Source organism: Pseudomonas sp. GW821-FHT11D10 (assembly GCF_058808435.1).
In genome coordinates this window covers 15,146-28,617 of record NZ_JBXARR010000015.1, presented here as the reverse complement: position 1 = coordinate 28,617, position 13,472 = coordinate 15,146, and the positions used below count along the sequence as shown (strand labels likewise).

The 13,472-nt window shown below is 54.8% G+C and carries 24 protein-coding genes; all 24 read left to right on the top strand.

Going from position 1 to position 13,472, the window contains the following annotated elements:
* The first annotated feature begins 209 nt into the window (after window positions 1-209).
* The 24 genes from rpsL (at window position 210) to rpmD (ending at window position 13,469) form a co-directional block, all read left to right on the top strand.
* Entirely contained in the window at window positions 210-581 is a 372-nt protein-coding gene (gene rpsL, locus AC1RT4_RS28860) for a 30S ribosomal protein S12 (protein ID WP_003186084.1), read from the top strand.
* A 108-nt stretch (window positions 582-689) separates the two neighbouring features.
* Window positions 690-1,163 carry a 30S ribosomal protein S7 gene (rpsG, locus tag AC1RT4_RS28855; protein WP_007957592.1) on the top strand — a complete coding sequence of 158 codons (474 nt, stop codon included), beginning with the start codon at window positions 690-692 and terminating at the stop codon, window positions 1,161-1,163.
* Between the two features lie 30 nt (window positions 1,164-1,193).
* A complete protein-coding gene (gene fusA, locus AC1RT4_RS28850; RefSeq protein ID WP_262196491.1) occupies window positions 1,194-3,299 on the top strand; it encodes an elongation factor G in 2,106 nt (701 codons plus the stop codon).
* Window positions 3,300-3,330: 31 nt separating this feature from the next.
* Window positions 3,331-4,524, top strand: coding sequence for an elongation factor Tu (gene tuf / locus AC1RT4_RS28845; RefSeq protein WP_010220303.1), 1,194 nt, complete (start codon window positions 3,331-3,333; stop codon window positions 4,522-4,524).
* A gap of 157 nt (window positions 4,525-4,681) precedes the next feature.
* Window positions 4,682-4,993 (top strand): 30S ribosomal protein S10, encoded by a 312-nt coding sequence (gene rpsJ / locus AC1RT4_RS28840; protein ID WP_003186070.1) that lies wholly within the window; start codon window positions 4,682-4,684, stop codon window positions 4,991-4,993.
* An 80-nt stretch (window positions 4,994-5,073) separates the two neighbouring features.
* Window positions 5,074-5,709 (top strand): 50S ribosomal protein L3, encoded by a 636-nt coding sequence (gene rplC / locus AC1RT4_RS28835; protein WP_007955641.1) that lies wholly within the window; start codon window positions 5,074-5,076, stop codon window positions 5,707-5,709.
* A 12-nt stretch (window positions 5,710-5,721) separates the two neighbouring features.
* Window positions 5,722-6,324 (top strand): 50S ribosomal protein L4, encoded by a 603-nt coding sequence (gene rplD, locus AC1RT4_RS28830; protein WP_003228735.1) that lies wholly within the window; start codon window positions 5,722-5,724, stop codon window positions 6,322-6,324.
* Window positions 6,321-6,620 (top strand): 50S ribosomal protein L23, encoded by a 300-nt coding sequence (gene rplW / locus AC1RT4_RS28825; RefSeq protein WP_002555488.1) that lies wholly within the window; start codon window positions 6,321-6,323, stop codon window positions 6,618-6,620. The genes rplD and rplW overlap by 4 nt, the downstream gene beginning before the upstream one ends.
* 14 nt (window positions 6,621-6,634) lie before the next feature.
* Window positions 6,635-7,459 (top strand): 50S ribosomal protein L2, encoded by an 825-nt coding sequence (gene rplB, locus AC1RT4_RS28820; protein WP_007955640.1) that lies wholly within the window; start codon window positions 6,635-6,637, stop codon window positions 7,457-7,459.
* Window positions 7,460-7,475: 16 nt separating this feature from the next.
* On the top strand, window positions 7,476-7,751 hold the full coding sequence (rpsS, locus tag AC1RT4_RS28815; protein ID WP_011336172.1) for a 30S ribosomal protein S19: 276 nt from the start codon (window positions 7,476-7,478) through the stop codon (window positions 7,749-7,751).
* Between the two features lie 11 nt (window positions 7,752-7,762).
* Window positions 7,763-8,095 (top strand): 50S ribosomal protein L22, encoded by a 333-nt coding sequence (gene rplV / locus AC1RT4_RS28810; protein ID WP_003103908.1) that lies wholly within the window; start codon window positions 7,763-7,765, stop codon window positions 8,093-8,095.
* 13 nt (window positions 8,096-8,108) lie between these two features.
* Complete coding sequence (rpsC, locus tag AC1RT4_RS28805) at window positions 8,109-8,795, top strand: 30S ribosomal protein S3 (protein WP_003176422.1); 687 nt, start codon at window positions 8,109-8,111, stop codon at window positions 8,793-8,795.
* Window positions 8,796-8,807: 12 nt separating this feature from the next.
* Entirely contained in the window at window positions 8,808-9,221 is a 414-nt protein-coding gene (gene rplP / locus AC1RT4_RS28800; protein ID WP_003228729.1) for a 50S ribosomal protein L16, read from the top strand.
* Entirely contained in the window at window positions 9,221-9,412 is a 192-nt protein-coding gene (rpmC, locus tag AC1RT4_RS28795) for a 50S ribosomal protein L29 (RefSeq protein ID WP_002555481.1), read from the top strand. The genes rplP and rpmC overlap by 1 nt, the downstream gene beginning before the upstream one ends.
* 2 nt (window positions 9,413-9,414) lie before the next feature.
* Window positions 9,415-9,681: a 30S ribosomal protein S17 gene (gene rpsQ / locus AC1RT4_RS28790; protein ID WP_003194644.1), complete on the top strand. Its 267-nt coding sequence runs from the start codon at window positions 9,415-9,417 to the stop codon at window positions 9,679-9,681.
* A gap of 23 nt (window positions 9,682-9,704) precedes the next feature.
* The gene (rplN, locus tag AC1RT4_RS28785) at window positions 9,705-10,073 is read left to right on the top strand and encodes a 50S ribosomal protein L14 (protein WP_002555479.1); all 369 of its coding nucleotides are present in this window, start codon (window positions 9,705-9,707) and stop codon (window positions 10,071-10,073) included.
* 11 nt (window positions 10,074-10,084) lie between these two features.
* Window positions 10,085-10,399, top strand: a complete 315-nt coding sequence (gene rplX / locus AC1RT4_RS28780) for a 50S ribosomal protein L24 (RefSeq protein WP_003186046.1) — start codon at window positions 10,085-10,087, stop codon at window positions 10,397-10,399.
* A gap of 20 nt (window positions 10,400-10,419) precedes the next feature.
* On the top strand, window positions 10,420-10,959 hold the full coding sequence (gene rplE, locus AC1RT4_RS28775; protein ID WP_003210069.1) for a 50S ribosomal protein L5: 540 nt from the start codon (window positions 10,420-10,422) through the stop codon (window positions 10,957-10,959).
* 13 nt (window positions 10,960-10,972) lie between these two features.
* Window positions 10,973-11,278, top strand: a complete 306-nt coding sequence (gene rpsN, locus AC1RT4_RS28770) for a 30S ribosomal protein S14 (RefSeq protein WP_007955639.1) — start codon at window positions 10,973-10,975, stop codon at window positions 11,276-11,278.
* A gap of 208 nt (window positions 11,279-11,486) precedes the next feature.
* The gene (gene rpsH, locus AC1RT4_RS28765) at window positions 11,487-11,879 is read left to right on the top strand and encodes a 30S ribosomal protein S8 (RefSeq protein ID WP_007955638.1); all 393 of its coding nucleotides are present in this window, start codon (window positions 11,487-11,489) and stop codon (window positions 11,877-11,879) included.
* Window positions 11,880-11,891: 12 nt separating this feature from the next.
* Window positions 11,892-12,425: a 50S ribosomal protein L6 gene (gene rplF / locus AC1RT4_RS28760; protein ID WP_003176412.1), complete on the top strand. Its 534-nt coding sequence runs from the start codon at window positions 11,892-11,894 to the stop codon at window positions 12,423-12,425.
* 10 nt (window positions 12,426-12,435) lie between these two features.
* Window positions 12,436-12,786: a 50S ribosomal protein L18 gene (gene rplR / locus AC1RT4_RS28755; protein WP_003186037.1), complete on the top strand. Its 351-nt coding sequence runs from the start codon at window positions 12,436-12,438 to the stop codon at window positions 12,784-12,786.
* 3 nt (window positions 12,787-12,789) lie between these two features.
* Entirely contained in the window at window positions 12,790-13,290 is a 501-nt protein-coding gene (gene rpsE / locus AC1RT4_RS28750; protein WP_007955637.1) for a 30S ribosomal protein S5, read from the top strand.
* A 2-nt stretch (window positions 13,291-13,292) separates the two neighbouring features.
* On the top strand, window positions 13,293-13,469 hold the full coding sequence (gene rpmD / locus AC1RT4_RS28745) for a 50S ribosomal protein L30 (protein ID WP_003176408.1): 177 nt from the start codon (window positions 13,293-13,295) through the stop codon (window positions 13,467-13,469).
* Window positions 13,470-13,472 lie beyond the last annotated feature (3 nt).

The following is a 13,472-nucleotide window of genomic DNA, read 5'->3' as shown; positions in this document are numbered from 1 at the left end:
CGAAAAATGAGCTGAGGCCCTGATCAAGCCGTTCATCGAATCGAGACAATTTGTCGAGGTTCGACGAGCGGGGAGGTCGGGGCCTTGCCTTGACTGGGGACAAGATCCTCTTTAGACTCTTGATCCCCTAAATTTGGCGGGAATTCGTTCCTGCCATTTTGCTTTTCTTGCAAGACAATAGCGTCGCAAGACAACAGTGGAGCTAGTAGATGGCAACTATCAACCAGCTGGTACGTCAGCCGCGTAAGCGTATCGTCGAGAAATCCGACGTGCCTGCGCTGCAGAACTGCCCGCAACGTCGTGGCGTGTGCACCCGTGTGTACACCACTACGCCGAAAAAACCTAACTCGGCACTGCGTAAAGTATGCCGTGTGCGTCTGACCAACGGTTTCGAGGTTTCCTCGTACATCGGTGGTGAAGGTCACAACCTGCAAGAGCACAGCGTGGTACTGATCCGCGGCGGTCGTGTAAAAGACTTGCCAGGTGTTCGTTACCACACCGTTCGCGGCTCCTTGGATACTTCCGGCGTTAAAGGCCGTAACCAGGGTCGTTCGAAGTACGGTACCAAGCGTCCGAAGTAATCGGCCGTTTTGCAGATTTTCATTTTATTGAGTCGATAAGAGTAAGGTCGGGCGCGCATCCACTGGATCTGTCCCGAGCTAACCTGAAGACCGTTTGAGGGCTTATCAATGCCAAGACGTCGCGTAGCAGCAAAGCGTGAGATTCTGGACGATCCGAAATACGGAAGCCAAATCCTCGCCAAATTCATGAACCACGTTATGGAAAGCGGCAAGAAAGCCGTTGCCGAGCGTATCGTTTATGGTGCCCTGGAAACCGTTGCGGCTCGCAAGACCGGCACCGATCCCCTGGAACTCTTCGAAAAAGCACTCGACGCCATCGCTCCGCTGGTCGAAGTGAAGTCGCGCCGCGTTGGTGGTGCTACTTACCAGGTTCCGGTCGAGGTTCGTCCGTCCCGTCGTAACGCTCTGGCAATGCGCTGGTTGGTAGACTTCGCCCGCAAGCGCGGCGAGAAGTCTATGGCTCTGCGCTTGGCTGGCGAGCTGCTGGATGCTGCTGAAGGTAAAGGTGCTGCTGTTAAGAAGCGTGAAGACGTGCACCGTATGGCCGAAGCTAACAAAGCTTTCTCGCACTACCGCTTCTAATTTTAGCTTCACTAATTTTGCGAGGGCTTTATGGCTCGTACTACTCCGATTAGTCGCTACCGTAACATCGGTATCGTCGCTCACGTGGATGCTGGTAAAACCACCACCACCGAGCGCGTCCTTTTTTACACTGGCAAAAGTCACAAAATGGGCGAGGTGCATGACGGCGCCGCGACCACAGACTGGATGGTTCAGGAGCAGGAGCGTGGTATTACCATTACTTCTGCTGCCATTACCGCCTTCTGGAAAGGTTCCGAGAAGCAGTACCCACACGAGCATCGCTTCAACGTAATCGATACCCCGGGCCACGTAGACTTCACCATTGAAGTAGAACGTTCCCTGCGCGTACTCGACGGCGCTGTCGTTGTGTTCTGCGGTACTTCGGGTGTTGAGCCTCAGTCGGAAACCGTATGGCGTCAGGCCAACAAATACGGCGTTCCACGTCTTGTTTACGTAAACAAGATGGACCGTGCTGGTGCCAACTTCCTGCGCGTGATCGGTCAGATCAAACAGCGTCTGGGTCACACTCCGGTGCCGATCCAGCTGGCTATCGGTTCGGAGGACAACTTCCAGGGCCAGATCGACCTGATCAACATGCAGGCTGTCTACTGGAACGACTCTGACAAGGGTATGGTTCCAGTTCGCAAGGAAATTCCTGCGGACATGCTCGAGCTGGCTGAAGAGTGGCGCAACAACATGGTTGAAGCCGCCGCCGAAGCCAACGAAGACCTGATGAACAAGTACCTGGAAGGTGAAGAGCTGTCGATCGCCGAGATCAAGGCTGCTTTGCGTGCACGTACTATCGCCGGCGAAATCGTTCTGGCTGTTTGCGGTTCTTCGTTCAAGAACAAGGGCGTTCCCCTGGTTCTCGACGCCGTTATCGACTTCCTGCCTGCTCCGACCGACATTCCTGCTATCAAGGGTTCCAACCCTGATAACGAGGAAGAAGAGATGGAGCGTCATGCAAGCGACGACGAGCCGTTCGCGGCCTTGGCGTTCAAGATCGCTACCGACCCATTCGTGGGTACCTTGACCTTCGTCCGCGTTTACTCGGGCGTGTTGAACTCCGGCGACGGCGTGATCAACTCGGTTAAAGGCAAGAAAGAGCGCGTGGGTCGTATGGTGCAAATGCACGCAAACGCCCGTGAAGAGATCAAGGAAGTACGCGCTGGCGACATCGCGGCCCTGATCGGCATGAAGGACGTCACCACTGGTGAAACCCTCTGCAACGCTGACAAGCCAATCATCCTGGTTCGCATGGACTTCCCGGAGCCGGTTATTTCGGTTGCCGTAGAGCCTAAGACCAAGGATGACCAGGAAAAAATGGGTATCGCTCTGGGCAAACTTGCTCAGGAAGACCCGTCTTTCCGCGTTAAAACTGATGAAGAGACTGGTCAAACGATCATCTCCGGCATGGGCGAGCTGCACCTGGACATCCTGGTTGACCGGATGCGCCGTGAGTTCAACGTCGAAGCCAACATCGGCAAGCCACAGGTTTCGTACCGTGAGCGCATCACGAAGAACTGCGAAATCGAAGGCAAGTTCGTTCGTCAGTCCGGCGGTCGTGGCCAGTTCGGTCACTGCTGGATTCGCTTTGCTCCTGCTGACGAAGGTCAGGAAGGTCTGCAATTCCTGAACGAAGTAGTGGGTGGTGTGGTTCCTAAGGAATACATCCCGGCTATCCAGAAGGGTATCGAAGAGCAGATGAAGAACGGCGTTGTTGCCGGCTATCCGCTGATCGGCCTGAAGGCTACCGTGTTCGATGGTTCTTACCACGACGTCGACTCCAACGAGATGGCGTTTAAAGTGGCTGCTTCCATGGCGACCAAGCAACTGGCCCAGAAGGGCGGTGGTGAGTTGCTCGAGCCGATCATGGCGGTAGAGGTTGTTACGCCTGAAGACTATATGGGTGATGTGATGGGCGACCTTAACCGTCGTCGCGGCATGATCCAGGGTATGGAAGACACAGTGTCCGGCAAGGTTATCCGTGCCGAAGTTCCACTGGGTGAGATGTTCGGTTATGCGACCGACGTTCGTTCCATGTCCCAGGGTCGCGCAAGCTACTCTATGGAATTCAAAAAATACGATACGGCTCCGTCGCACATCGTCGAATCCGTTACCAAAAAACAAGGCTGATTCAGCCCCTTTAGGCTAGGAGTTAATTGTCGTGGCTAAAGAAAAATTTGATCGTTCCCTACCGCACGTAAACGTTGGCACCATCGGCCACGTTGACCACGGTAAAACCACTCTGACCGCTGCTCTGACTCGCGTCTGCTCCGAAGTTTTCGGTTCGGCCGTAGTTGAATTCGACAAGATCGACAGCGCTCCAGAAGAAAAAGCTCGCGGTATCACCATCAACACCGCGCACGTTGAGTACAACTCGAACATTCGTCACTACGCTCACGTTGACTGCCCAGGTCACGCTGACTACGTGAAGAACATGATCACTGGTGCTGCGCAGATGGACGGCGCGATCCTGGTTTGCTCGGCCGCTGATGGTCCGATGCCACAAACCCGTGAGCACATCCTGCTGTCCCGTCAGGTAGGCGTTCCGTACATCGTGGTTTTCCTGAACAAGGCTGACCTGGTAGACGACGCTGAGCTGCTGGAACTGGTTGAGATGGAAGTTCGCGACCTGCTGTCCACCTACGACTTCCCAGGCGACGACACTCCGATCATCATCGGTTCGGCTCGTATGGCGCTGGAAGGCAAAGACGACAACGAAATGGGCACCACCGCTGTTAAGAAGCTGGTGGAAACTCTGGACAGCTACATCCCAGAGCCAGAGCGTGCTATCGACAAGCCTTTCCTGATGCCGATCGAAGACGTGTTCTCGATCTCGGGTCGCGGTACTGTTGTAACTGGTCGTATCGAGCGCGGTATCGTTCGCGTTCAAGACGCCCTGGAAATCGTTGGTCTGCGTGACACCACCACCACCACCTGCACCGGTGTTGAGATGTTCCGCAAGCTGCTGGACGAAGGTCGTGCTGGCGAGAACTGCGGCGTTCTGCTGCGTGGCACCAAGCGTGACGACGTTGAGCGTGGTCAGGTTCTGGTTAAGCCGGGTTCGGTTAAGCCGCACACCAAGTTCACAGCAGAAGTTTACGTTCTGAGCAAGGAAGAAGGCGGTCGTCACACTCCGTTCTTCAAAGGCTACCGTCCACAGTTCTACTTCCGTACTACTGACGTGACCGGTAACTGCGAGCTGCCAGAAGGCGTTGAAATGGTAATGCCAGGTGACAACATTCAGATGACTGTTACCCTGATCAAAACCATCGCGATGGAAGACGGTCTGCGTTTCGCAATCCGTGAAGGCGGCCGTACCGTTGGTGCTGGCGTCGTAGCTAAAATCATCGAGTGATCTCTTTATTGAGTCAGCTTTGATGAGTTGAAAAAGCCCCCGCTTAGCGGGGGCTTTTTTATTGGGTTGACACCTATCTGGGGCGTCTATAGAATTGCGCCTCCTTTTAACGGGCGTATTGCGCCCGGTGGGAATAGCAGCCGGAGTCTGAAATCCAATGCAAAATCAGCAAATCCGTATCAGGTTGAAGGCTTTTGACCATCGCCTGATCGACCAATCAACCCAGGAAATCGTGGAAACCGCGAAACGTACTGGTGCTCAAGTGCGTGGTCCAATTCCACTGCCTACCCGTAAAGAGCGGTTCACCGTTCTGGTTTCCCCGCACGTCAACAAAGACGCGCGTGACCAGTACGAGATCCGCACTCATAAGCGCGTTCTGGACATCGTCCAGCCAACGGATAAAACCGTTGATGCACTTATGAAGCTTGATCTTGCGGCCGGTGTGGAAGTGCAGATCAGCCTCGGCTAAGACTCGGTCTTGGTCGTGTAACGCTCTGAAATGGGCGGCCATAGCGGGTGAAAGCCCCGTACACTCATGAGGTTTACAACATGACTATTGGTGTAGTCGGTCGTAAAGCGGGTATGACCCGTATTTTCACCGAAGAAGGTGTCTCCATTCCGGTCACGGTCATTGAGATCGAGCCGAATCGCGTCACCCAGTTCAAAACTGAAGAAACCGATGGCTATCGTGCAGTGCAAGTCACTGTCGGCGAGCGTCGTGCTTCCCGTGTAACAGCTGCTCAGGCTGGCCACTTCGCCAAGGCGAACGTTGCCGCTGGTCGTACCGTAATGGAATTCCGCCTTGAAGAAGGCGAGTACCAGGCCGGCGATCTGATCAACGCTGAAATCTTCGCTGCTGGTCAACTGGTTGATGTAACCGGTCAGTCCAAAGGTAAAGGCTTCCAGGGTACGATCAAGCGTTGGAATTTCCGCGGGCAAGATAACACCCACGGTAACTCCGTATCCCACCGCGTCCCAGGCTCTATCGGCCAGTGCCAGACTCCTGGTCGTGTATTCAAGGGCAAAAAAATGTCCGGTCATATGGGCGCTGAGCGCGTGACCGTGCAGTCCCTGGAAGTAGTGCGCGTGGACGCTGAACGCAATCTGTTGCTGGTCAAGGGTGCTGTTCCTGGCGCTACTGGCGGCAACCTGGTTGTACGTCCAGCAGCCAAGGCTCGCGGTTAAGGGGAAGCTGACATGCAATTAAATGTAAATGACGCTCAAGCGATCGAAGTTTCCGAACTGACATTTGGCGGCGAATTCAACGAGACGCTGGTTCACCAAGCAGTCGTGGCCTACATGGCCGGCGGCCGTCAAGGTAGCAAGCAGCAAAAGACCCGTTCCGACGTTCGTGGTGGCGGTAAGCGCCCATGGCGTCAGAAAGGTACTGGCCGTGCTCGTGCCGGTACTATCCGTAGCCCAATCTGGCGCGGCGGCGGCACCACTTTCGCAGCTCGTCCACAGGATCACTCCCAGAAGCTGAACAAGAAGATGTATCGCGCAGCAATGCGTTCCATCCTTGCTGAGCTGGTGCGTACTGATCGTCTGGTCGTGGTTCAGGATTTCGCAGTTGAAACTCCGAAAACCAAAGACCTGCTGGGCAAACTGAACAACATGAGCCTGACCGACGTTCTGATCGTGTCGGACGCTGTTGATCAGAACCTGTACCTGGCTGCTCGCAACCTGCCACACGTAGATGTACGTGACGTGCAAGGTTCCGATCCAGTTAGTCTGATCGCATACGACAAGGTGTTGATCACCGTGTCGGCCGTGAAGAAATTCGAGGAGCTGCTGGGATGAACCAGGAACGCGTATTTAAAGTTCTGCTTGGCCCGCACGTTTCCGAGAAGGCTACGGTTCTGGCAGACAAGAAAGGCCAGTTCGTTTTCAAGGTTGCTACTGACGCAACCAAGCTGGAAATCAAGAAGGCCGTCGAAAGCCTGTTCAGCGTGAAAGTTGAGCGTGTTACTACCCTGAACGTTCTGGGTAAGAGCAAGCGCACCGCTCGCGGTCTGGGCAAGCGTAATGACTGGAAGAAGGCAGTTATCTCCCTTCAGCCAGGCCAAGATCTCGATTTCAGCAGCAGTGCTGAGTAAGGAAGGGGTGCATCATGGCAATCGTTAAATGCAAACCGACTTCCCCTGGCCGCCGTTTTGTGGTCAAGGTGGTCAACCAGGAGCTGCATAAAGGCGCTCCTCACGCACCGCTGCTCGAGAAAAAATCGAAGTCTGGTGGTCGTAACAACAATGGCCGTATTACCACTCGTCACATCGGTGGTGGTCATAAGCAGCATTACCGTATGGTCGATTTCCGTCGCAACGACAAAGATGGCATCGTCGCCACTGTCGAGCGTATCGAATACGATCCAAACCGTACTGCTCACATCGCACTGCTCTGCTACGCAGACGGCGAACGCCGCTACATCATCGCCCCTAAAGGTGTGAGTGCTGGCGATACGCTGATCGCAGGTGCCCTGGCTCCAATCAAGCCAGGTAACGCTCTGCAACTGCGCAACATTCCAGTCGGTTCTACCGTACACGGCATCGAACTGAAGCCAGGTAAAGGCGCACAGATCGCTCGTTCCGCTGGTGCTTCGGCTCAGCTGATCGCTCGTGAAGGCGTTTACGTGACCCTGCGTCTGCGTTCCGGTGAAATGCGTAAAGTGCTGGCTGAGTGCCGTGCGACCCTGGGCGAAGTCTCGAACTCCGAGCACAGCCTGCGTTCGCTGGGTAAAGCTGGTGCCAAGCGCTGGCGTGGCGTTCGCCCAACCGTTCGTGGTGTTGCCATGAACCCGGTTGACCACCCACATGGTGGTGGTGAAGGTCGTACCTCTGGTGGTCGTCATCCGGTATCGCCATGGGGCTTCCCGACTAAGGGCGCGAAGACTCGTGGTAATAAGCGTACCGACAAAATGATCGTCCGTCGTCGCAAGTAAATAGAGGGATACGACAGTGCCACGTTCTCTGAAAAAAGGTCCTTTTATTGATCTTCACCTACTGAAGAAGATCGAAGTGGCGGCGGAAAAGAACGATCGCAAACCAATTAAGACTTGGTCGCGTCGTTCGATGATCCTGCCACAAATGGTCGGTTTGACCATCGCAGTACACAACGGTCGTCAGCACGTCCCAGTTCTCGTAAACGAAGACATGGTCGGCCACAAACTGGGCGAGTTCGCCGGTACCCGCAACTATCGCGGGCACGTGGCAGACAAGAAAGCCAAGCGTTAAGGGGTAAGGAAATGGAAGTAGCCGCTAAGTTGTCGGGCGCTCGAATCTCCGCCCAGAAAGCCCGCTTGGTCGCCGACCAGATCCGCGGGAAGAAGGTGGGCGAAGCGCTCAACCTGTTGGCTTTCAGCAGTAAGAAAGCCGCCGAGATCATGAAAAAAGTGCTGGAGTCGGCCGTAGCCAACGCCGAGCATAACGAAGGCGCAGACGTTGATGACCTGAAGGTCAGCACCGTTTTCGTCAACGAAGGGCGTTCGCTGAAGCGCATCATGCCGCGTGCCAAAGGCCGTGCTGATCGCATCGTCAAGCGGTCTTGCCATATCACTGTCAAGGTTGCTGACAAGTAACGGAGTCGAAGAGATGGGTCAGAAAGTACATCCCATTGGCATTCGCCTGGGAATCGTCAAGGAGCACACCTCCGTCTGGTACGCAGACGGTCGGACTTATGCGGACTACTTGTTCGCTGATCTGAAGGTGCGTGAATACCTCCAAGACAAACTAAAAAGCGCGTCCGTAAGCCGTATCGATATCCATCGTCCGGCCCAAACTGCACGCATCACCATCCACACCGCTCGTCCAGGTATCGTTATCGGGAAGAAAGGTGAAGATGTTGAGAAACTGCGTCAGGACCTGACCAAGCAAATGGGTGTGCCTGTGCACATCAATATCGAAGAGATCCGCAAGCCGGAACTCGACGGTATGCTGGTTGCGCAGAGCGTAGCTCAGCAGCTGGAGCGTCGTGTAATGTTCCGTCGCGCCATGAAGCGCGCTGTACAGAACGCCATGCGCATTGGTGCCAAAGGCATCAAAATCCAAGTGAGCGGTCGTCTCGGCGGTGCTGAAATCGCACGTACTGAATGGTATCGCGAAGGTCGTGTGCCACTGCACACCCTGCGTGCCGACATCGACTATGCCAACTACGAAGCTCACACCACTTACGGTGTGATCGGTGTAAAGGTTTGGATCTTCAAAGGCGAAGTAATTGGTGGTCGCCAAGAAGAGCTGAAGCCACAAGCACCAGCGCCTCGTAAAAAAGCTGCTAAGTAAGGGGTACGCCAAATGTTGCAACCTAAGCGTACGAAGTTCCGCAAGCAGATGACCGGCCACAACCGTGGTCTGGCACTGCGCGGTAGCAAAGTCAGCTTCGGCGAGTTCGCGCTGAAGTCTGTAGCTCGTGGTCGTCTCACCGCTCGTCAGATCGAGTCAGCGCGTCGTGCTCTGACCCGTCACGTAAAACGTGGCGGCAAGATCTGGATCCGTGTATTCCCGGACAAGCCGATCTCCAAGAAGCCTCTCGAGGTTCGTATGGGTAAAGGTAAGGGTAACGTGGAGTACTGGGTTGCCCAGATTCAGCCAGGCAAAGTCCTGTATGAAATCGAGGGTGTTTCTGAAGAGCTGGCGCGTGAGGCTTTCGCCCTGGCTGCTGCAAAGCTGCCGCTCGCCACCTCCTTTGTTAAACGGACGGTGATGTGATGAAAGCGAATGAACTTCGTGAAAAATCCGCACAGCAGCTGAACGAGCAACTGCTCGGCTTGCTGCGCGACCAGTTCAATCTGCGCATGCAGAAAGCAACTGGCCAGTTGGGGCAGTCTCATCTGCTCTCGCAAGTTAAGCGTGACATCGCTCGCGTGAAGACTGTGCTCAACCAGCAGGCAGGTAAGTGATCATGGCTGAAGCCGAAAAAACTGTCCGTACGCTGACTGGCCGTGTTGTCAGCGACAAGATGGACAAAACCATCACCGTTCTGATCGAGCGTCGCGTTAAGCACCCGATCTACGGTAAATACGTTAAGCGTTCGACTAAGCTGCACGCGCACGACGAAACCAATCAGTGCCACATCGGCGACAAAGTCACTATTCGTGAAACTCGTCCGATGGCCAAGACCAAGTCTTGGGCGCTGGTTGATGTTCTCGAACGCGCTGTGGAAGTCTAAGGGCTAGGGGTCGGAGAAATTATATGATTCAGACTCAATCCATGCTCGATGTGGCCGATAACAGCGGCGCTCGCCGCGTTATGTGCATCAAGGTGCTGGGTGGCTCCCATCGTCGTTACGCTGGTATCGGTGACATCATCAAAGTTACCGTGAAGGAAGCAATTCCTCGCGGTAAGGTGAAAAAAGGCCAAGTGATGACTGCTGTTGTAGTCCGCACTCGTCACGGCGTACGTCGTGCTGATGGCTCCATTATCCGCTTTGATGGCAACGCTGCTGTTCTTCTGAACAACAAGCAAGAGCCGATCGGCACCCGTATCTTTGGGCCAGTGACCCGTGAGCTTCGTACTGAGAAGTTCATGAAGATCGTCTCGCTCGCCCCAGAAGTGCTGTAAGGAGATCCGACATGCAAAAGATTCGTCGTGACGACGAGATCATCGTGATCGCCGGCAAAGACAAAGGTAAGCGCGGTAAGGTGCTGAAGGTTCTTGCTGACAACCGTCTGGTTGTTGGTGGTCTGAACCTGGTCAAGCGTCATACCAAGCCTAACCCGATGTCGGGCGTACAGGGCGGTATCGTCGAGAAAGAAGCGCCACTGCACGCTTCCAACGTCGCCATCTTCAACGGCGAAACCAACAAGGCTGACCGCGTTGGTTTCAAAGTAGAAGACGGTAAGAAAATTCGTGTCTTCAAGTCGACCCAAAAAGCGGTTGATGCTTGAACACTGCTAGGTAGAAGACCATGGCACGACTAAAAGAGATTTACCGGAAGGAAATCGCTCCGAAACTTAAGGAAGAACTTAAGCTTTCGAACGTGATGGAAGTTCCGCGCGTTACCAAAATCACCCTGAACATGGGTCTGGGCGAAGCGATCGGCGACAAAAAAGTCATCGAGCACGCTGTTGCTGACCTGGAAAAGATCACCGGCCAGAAAGTCGTTGTGACCTACGCTCGCAAATCCATCGCTGGCTTTAAAGTCCGTGAAGGTTGGCCGATCGGCGTCAAAGTGACCCTGCGCCGTGAGCGTATGTACGAGTTCCTGGATCGTCTGCTGTCGATCTCCCTGCCTCGGGTTCGCGACTTCCGCGGCCTGAATGCCAAGTCCTTCGATGGTCGTGGCAACTACAGCATGGGCGTGAAAGAGCAGATCATTTTCCCGGAAATCGACTACGACAAGATCGATGCTCTCCGCGGTCTGGACATTACCCTGACCACCACTGCCAAGAACGATGATGAAGGCCGCGCTCTGCTGCGTGCTTTCAAATTCCCGTTCCGCAACTGATTGGAGTAGGAAAATGGCCAAGAAGAGCATGAAAAACCGTGAGCTGAAGCGTCAGCTCACCGTTGCCAAGTACGCCGTCAAGCGTGCAGCGCTGAAAGCTATCATCGTCGATCTGAACGCAAGTCCAGAAGCGCGTTGGGAAGCTACCGTAGCTCTGCAGAAGCAACCACGTGACGCAAGCGCTTCGCGCATGCGTAACCGTTGCCGTCTGACCGGTCGTCCGCACGGCGTTTACCGCAAGTTCGGCCTCGGCCGTAACAAATTGCGTGAAGCGGCAATGCGTGGTGACGTACCAGGTCTGGTTAAAGCCAGCTGGTAATTGCTGTCAAAGCCTTGATGGTCGGGGTCGCAAGAACCTGACCATCGGTGGCCTTGAACTTGAATCAAGCCCCTTTTGGGGCTTGATTCATTTCTGGGGTGTGTCTAGAATGACCGGCTCGCCTGAGCCCGTGTTTTTATGCCCGGAATTTCTCGGCGACAAGTAGTAGCCGCAAGGCTAATTTTTCTGTATTAGGAGCGTCTAGCCCATGAGTATGCAGGACCCGTTAGCGGACATGCTAACTCGAATCCGTAATGCCCAGATGGCTGAAAAGTCTGTCGTAAGCATGCCGTCTTCCACGTTGAAGGTGGCTGTAGCTAAAGTCCTGAAGGATGAAGGCTACATCGCGGGTTTTCAGATCACCACCGACGCTAAGCCGTCGCTGTCCATCGAGCTGAAGTACTTCGAAGGCCGTCCGGTCATCGAGGAAGTGAAGCGCGTTAGTCGTCCAGGCCTGCGTCAGTACAAGTCCGTTGAAGATCTGCCGAAAGTTCGTGGCGGTCTTGGCGTGTCTATCGTCTCCACCAACAAAGGTGTGATGACGGATCGTGCTGCGCGCGCTGCCGGTGTCGGCGGCGAAGTTCTTTGCACTGTGTTCTAAGGGGGGATAAGCATGTCTCGCGTCGCTAAGAACCCCGTTAAGCTGCCAGCCGGTGTCGAAGTAAAATTCGCAGGCCAACAGCTTTCGGTGAAGGGTGCCAAGGGTACTCTTGAACTGAACATCCATTCGTCCGTTGAGATCGTTGAAGAAGCTGGTGAGCTGCGTTTCGCTGCTCGCAATGGCGATCAACAGACTCGCGCAATGGCCGGTACCACGCGTGCGTTGGTAAACAACATGGTCCAGGGCGTAAGCCAAGGCTTCGAGCGCAAGCTCCAGCTGGTCGGTGTTGGTTACAAAGCGCAAGCAAAAGGCACGGTTTTGAACCTGGCCCTTGGCTTCTCGCACCCAGTGGATTACGAACTGCCGGAAGGCATCACCGCTGAGACCCCTAGCCAGACCGATATCCTGATCAAGGGCATCGACAAGCAGCTGGTAGGTCAAGTGGCCGCTGAGATCCGCGACTTCCGTCCACCAGAGCCGTACAAAGGCAAAGGTGTGCGCTACGCGGACGAAGTCGTCCGTCGTAAAGAAGCCAAGAAGAAGTAGGGCATAGCAAATGACCGACAAAAAAGTTACTCGACTGCGTCGCGCTCGCAAAGCACGCCTGAAAATGCACGAACTCGAAGTCGTGCGTCTCTGCGTGTTCCGCTCGTCGCAGCACATCTACGCCCAGGTCATCTCGGCCGACGGCAACAAAGTCCTGGCAAGCGCCTCGACTTTGGATAAAGAACTGCGTGATGGTGCCACTGGCAACATCGACGCGGCCACTAAGGTTGGCCAGCTGGTCGCTACGCGTGCTAAGGCCGCTGGCGTCTCGCAAGTGGCTTTCGACCGCTCTGGCTTCAAGTACCACGGCCGCGTGAAAGCGCTGGCTGATGCTGCTCGTGAAGCTGGGCTGGAGTTCTAAGTTATGTCAAATAACGACCAAAAGCGCGACGAAGGCTACATTGAGAAGCTGGTTCAAGTTAACCGCGTAGCCAAAACCGTTAAAGGCGGCCGTATCTTCACTTTCACCGCGTTGACCGTGGTTGGTGATGGTAAAGGGCGTGTTGGCTTCGGCCGTGGCAAGTCGCGTGAAGTGCCTGCTGCGATCCAGAAGGCAATGGAAGCTGCTCGCCGCAACATGATCCAGGTTGATCTGAACGGCACTACTCTGCAGTACGCAATGAAGTCTGCCCATGGCGCTTCGAAGGTGTACATGCAGCCTGCTTCTGAAGGTACCGGTATCATCGCTGGCGGCGCTATGCGTGCTGTCCTCGAAGTTGCTGGCGTTCAGAACGTTCTGGCCAAGTGCTACGGCTCGACTAACCCTGTAAACGTGGTTCACGCCACTTTCAAGGGTCTGAAGGCTATGCAGTCTCCTGAATCCATTGCAGCCAAACGTGGCCTGCGTGTTGAGGAGATCAAGTAATCATGGCTACCGTTAAAGTTACGCTGATCAAAAGCATGACCGGCCGCATCCCTAACCACAAACTGTGCGTTAAGGGTCTGGGTCTGCGTCGCATCGGTCACACTGTAGAAGTCCAGGATACTCCCGAGAATCGCGGGATGATCAACAAGGCTTACTACATGCTGCGTGTCGAGGGTTAATCG

Excerpts from the sequence above, each read along its gene's own strand:
- rpsL (WP_003186084.1), top strand. The coding sequence starts at position 210 with ATGGCAACTATCAACCAGCTGGTACGTCAGCCGCGTAAGCGTATCGTC.
- rpsG (WP_007957592.1), top strand. The coding sequence starts at position 690 with ATGCCAAGACGTCGCGTAGCAGCAAAGCGTGAGATTCTGGACGATCCG.
- fusA (WP_262196491.1), top strand. The coding sequence starts at position 1,194 with ATGGCTCGTACTACTCCGATTAGTCGCTACCGTAACATCGGTATCGTC.
- rpsJ (WP_003186070.1), top strand. The coding sequence starts at position 4,682 with ATGCAAAATCAGCAAATCCGTATCAGGTTGAAGGCTTTTGACCATCGC.
- rplC (WP_007955641.1), top strand. The coding sequence starts at position 5,074 with ATGACTATTGGTGTAGTCGGTCGTAAAGCGGGTATGACCCGTATTTTC.
- rplD (WP_003228735.1), top strand. The coding sequence starts at position 5,722 with ATGCAATTAAATGTAAATGACGCTCAAGCGATCGAAGTTTCCGAACTG.
- rplW (WP_002555488.1), top strand. The coding sequence starts at position 6,321 with ATGAACCAGGAACGCGTATTTAAAGTTCTGCTTGGCCCGCACGTTTCC.
- rplB (WP_007955640.1), top strand. The coding sequence starts at position 6,635 with ATGGCAATCGTTAAATGCAAACCGACTTCCCCTGGCCGCCGTTTTGTG.
- rplV (WP_003103908.1), top strand. The coding sequence starts at position 7,763 with ATGGAAGTAGCCGCTAAGTTGTCGGGCGCTCGAATCTCCGCCCAGAAA.
- rpsC (WP_003176422.1), top strand. The coding sequence starts at position 8,109 with ATGGGTCAGAAAGTACATCCCATTGGCATTCGCCTGGGAATCGTCAAG.
- rplP (WP_003228729.1), top strand. The coding sequence starts at position 8,808 with ATGTTGCAACCTAAGCGTACGAAGTTCCGCAAGCAGATGACCGGCCAC.
- rpmC (WP_002555481.1), top strand. The coding sequence starts at position 9,221 with ATGAAAGCGAATGAACTTCGTGAAAAATCCGCACAGCAGCTGAACGAG.
- rpsQ (WP_003194644.1), top strand. The coding sequence starts at position 9,415 with ATGGCTGAAGCCGAAAAAACTGTCCGTACGCTGACTGGCCGTGTTGTC.
- rplN (WP_002555479.1), top strand. The coding sequence starts at position 9,705 with ATGATTCAGACTCAATCCATGCTCGATGTGGCCGATAACAGCGGCGCT.
- rplX (WP_003186046.1), top strand. The coding sequence starts at position 10,085 with ATGCAAAAGATTCGTCGTGACGACGAGATCATCGTGATCGCCGGCAAA.
- rplE (WP_003210069.1), top strand. The coding sequence starts at position 10,420 with ATGGCACGACTAAAAGAGATTTACCGGAAGGAAATCGCTCCGAAACTT.
- rpsN (WP_007955639.1), top strand. The coding sequence starts at position 10,973 with ATGGCCAAGAAGAGCATGAAAAACCGTGAGCTGAAGCGTCAGCTCACC.
- rpsH (WP_007955638.1), top strand. The coding sequence starts at position 11,487 with ATGAGTATGCAGGACCCGTTAGCGGACATGCTAACTCGAATCCGTAAT.
- rplF (WP_003176412.1), top strand. The coding sequence starts at position 11,892 with ATGTCTCGCGTCGCTAAGAACCCCGTTAAGCTGCCAGCCGGTGTCGAA.
- rplR (WP_003186037.1), top strand. The coding sequence starts at position 12,436 with ATGACCGACAAAAAAGTTACTCGACTGCGTCGCGCTCGCAAAGCACGC.
- rpsE (WP_007955637.1), top strand. The coding sequence starts at position 12,790 with ATGTCAAATAACGACCAAAAGCGCGACGAAGGCTACATTGAGAAGCTG.
- rpmD (WP_003176408.1), top strand. The coding sequence starts at position 13,293 with ATGGCTACCGTTAAAGTTACGCTGATCAAAAGCATGACCGGCCGCATC.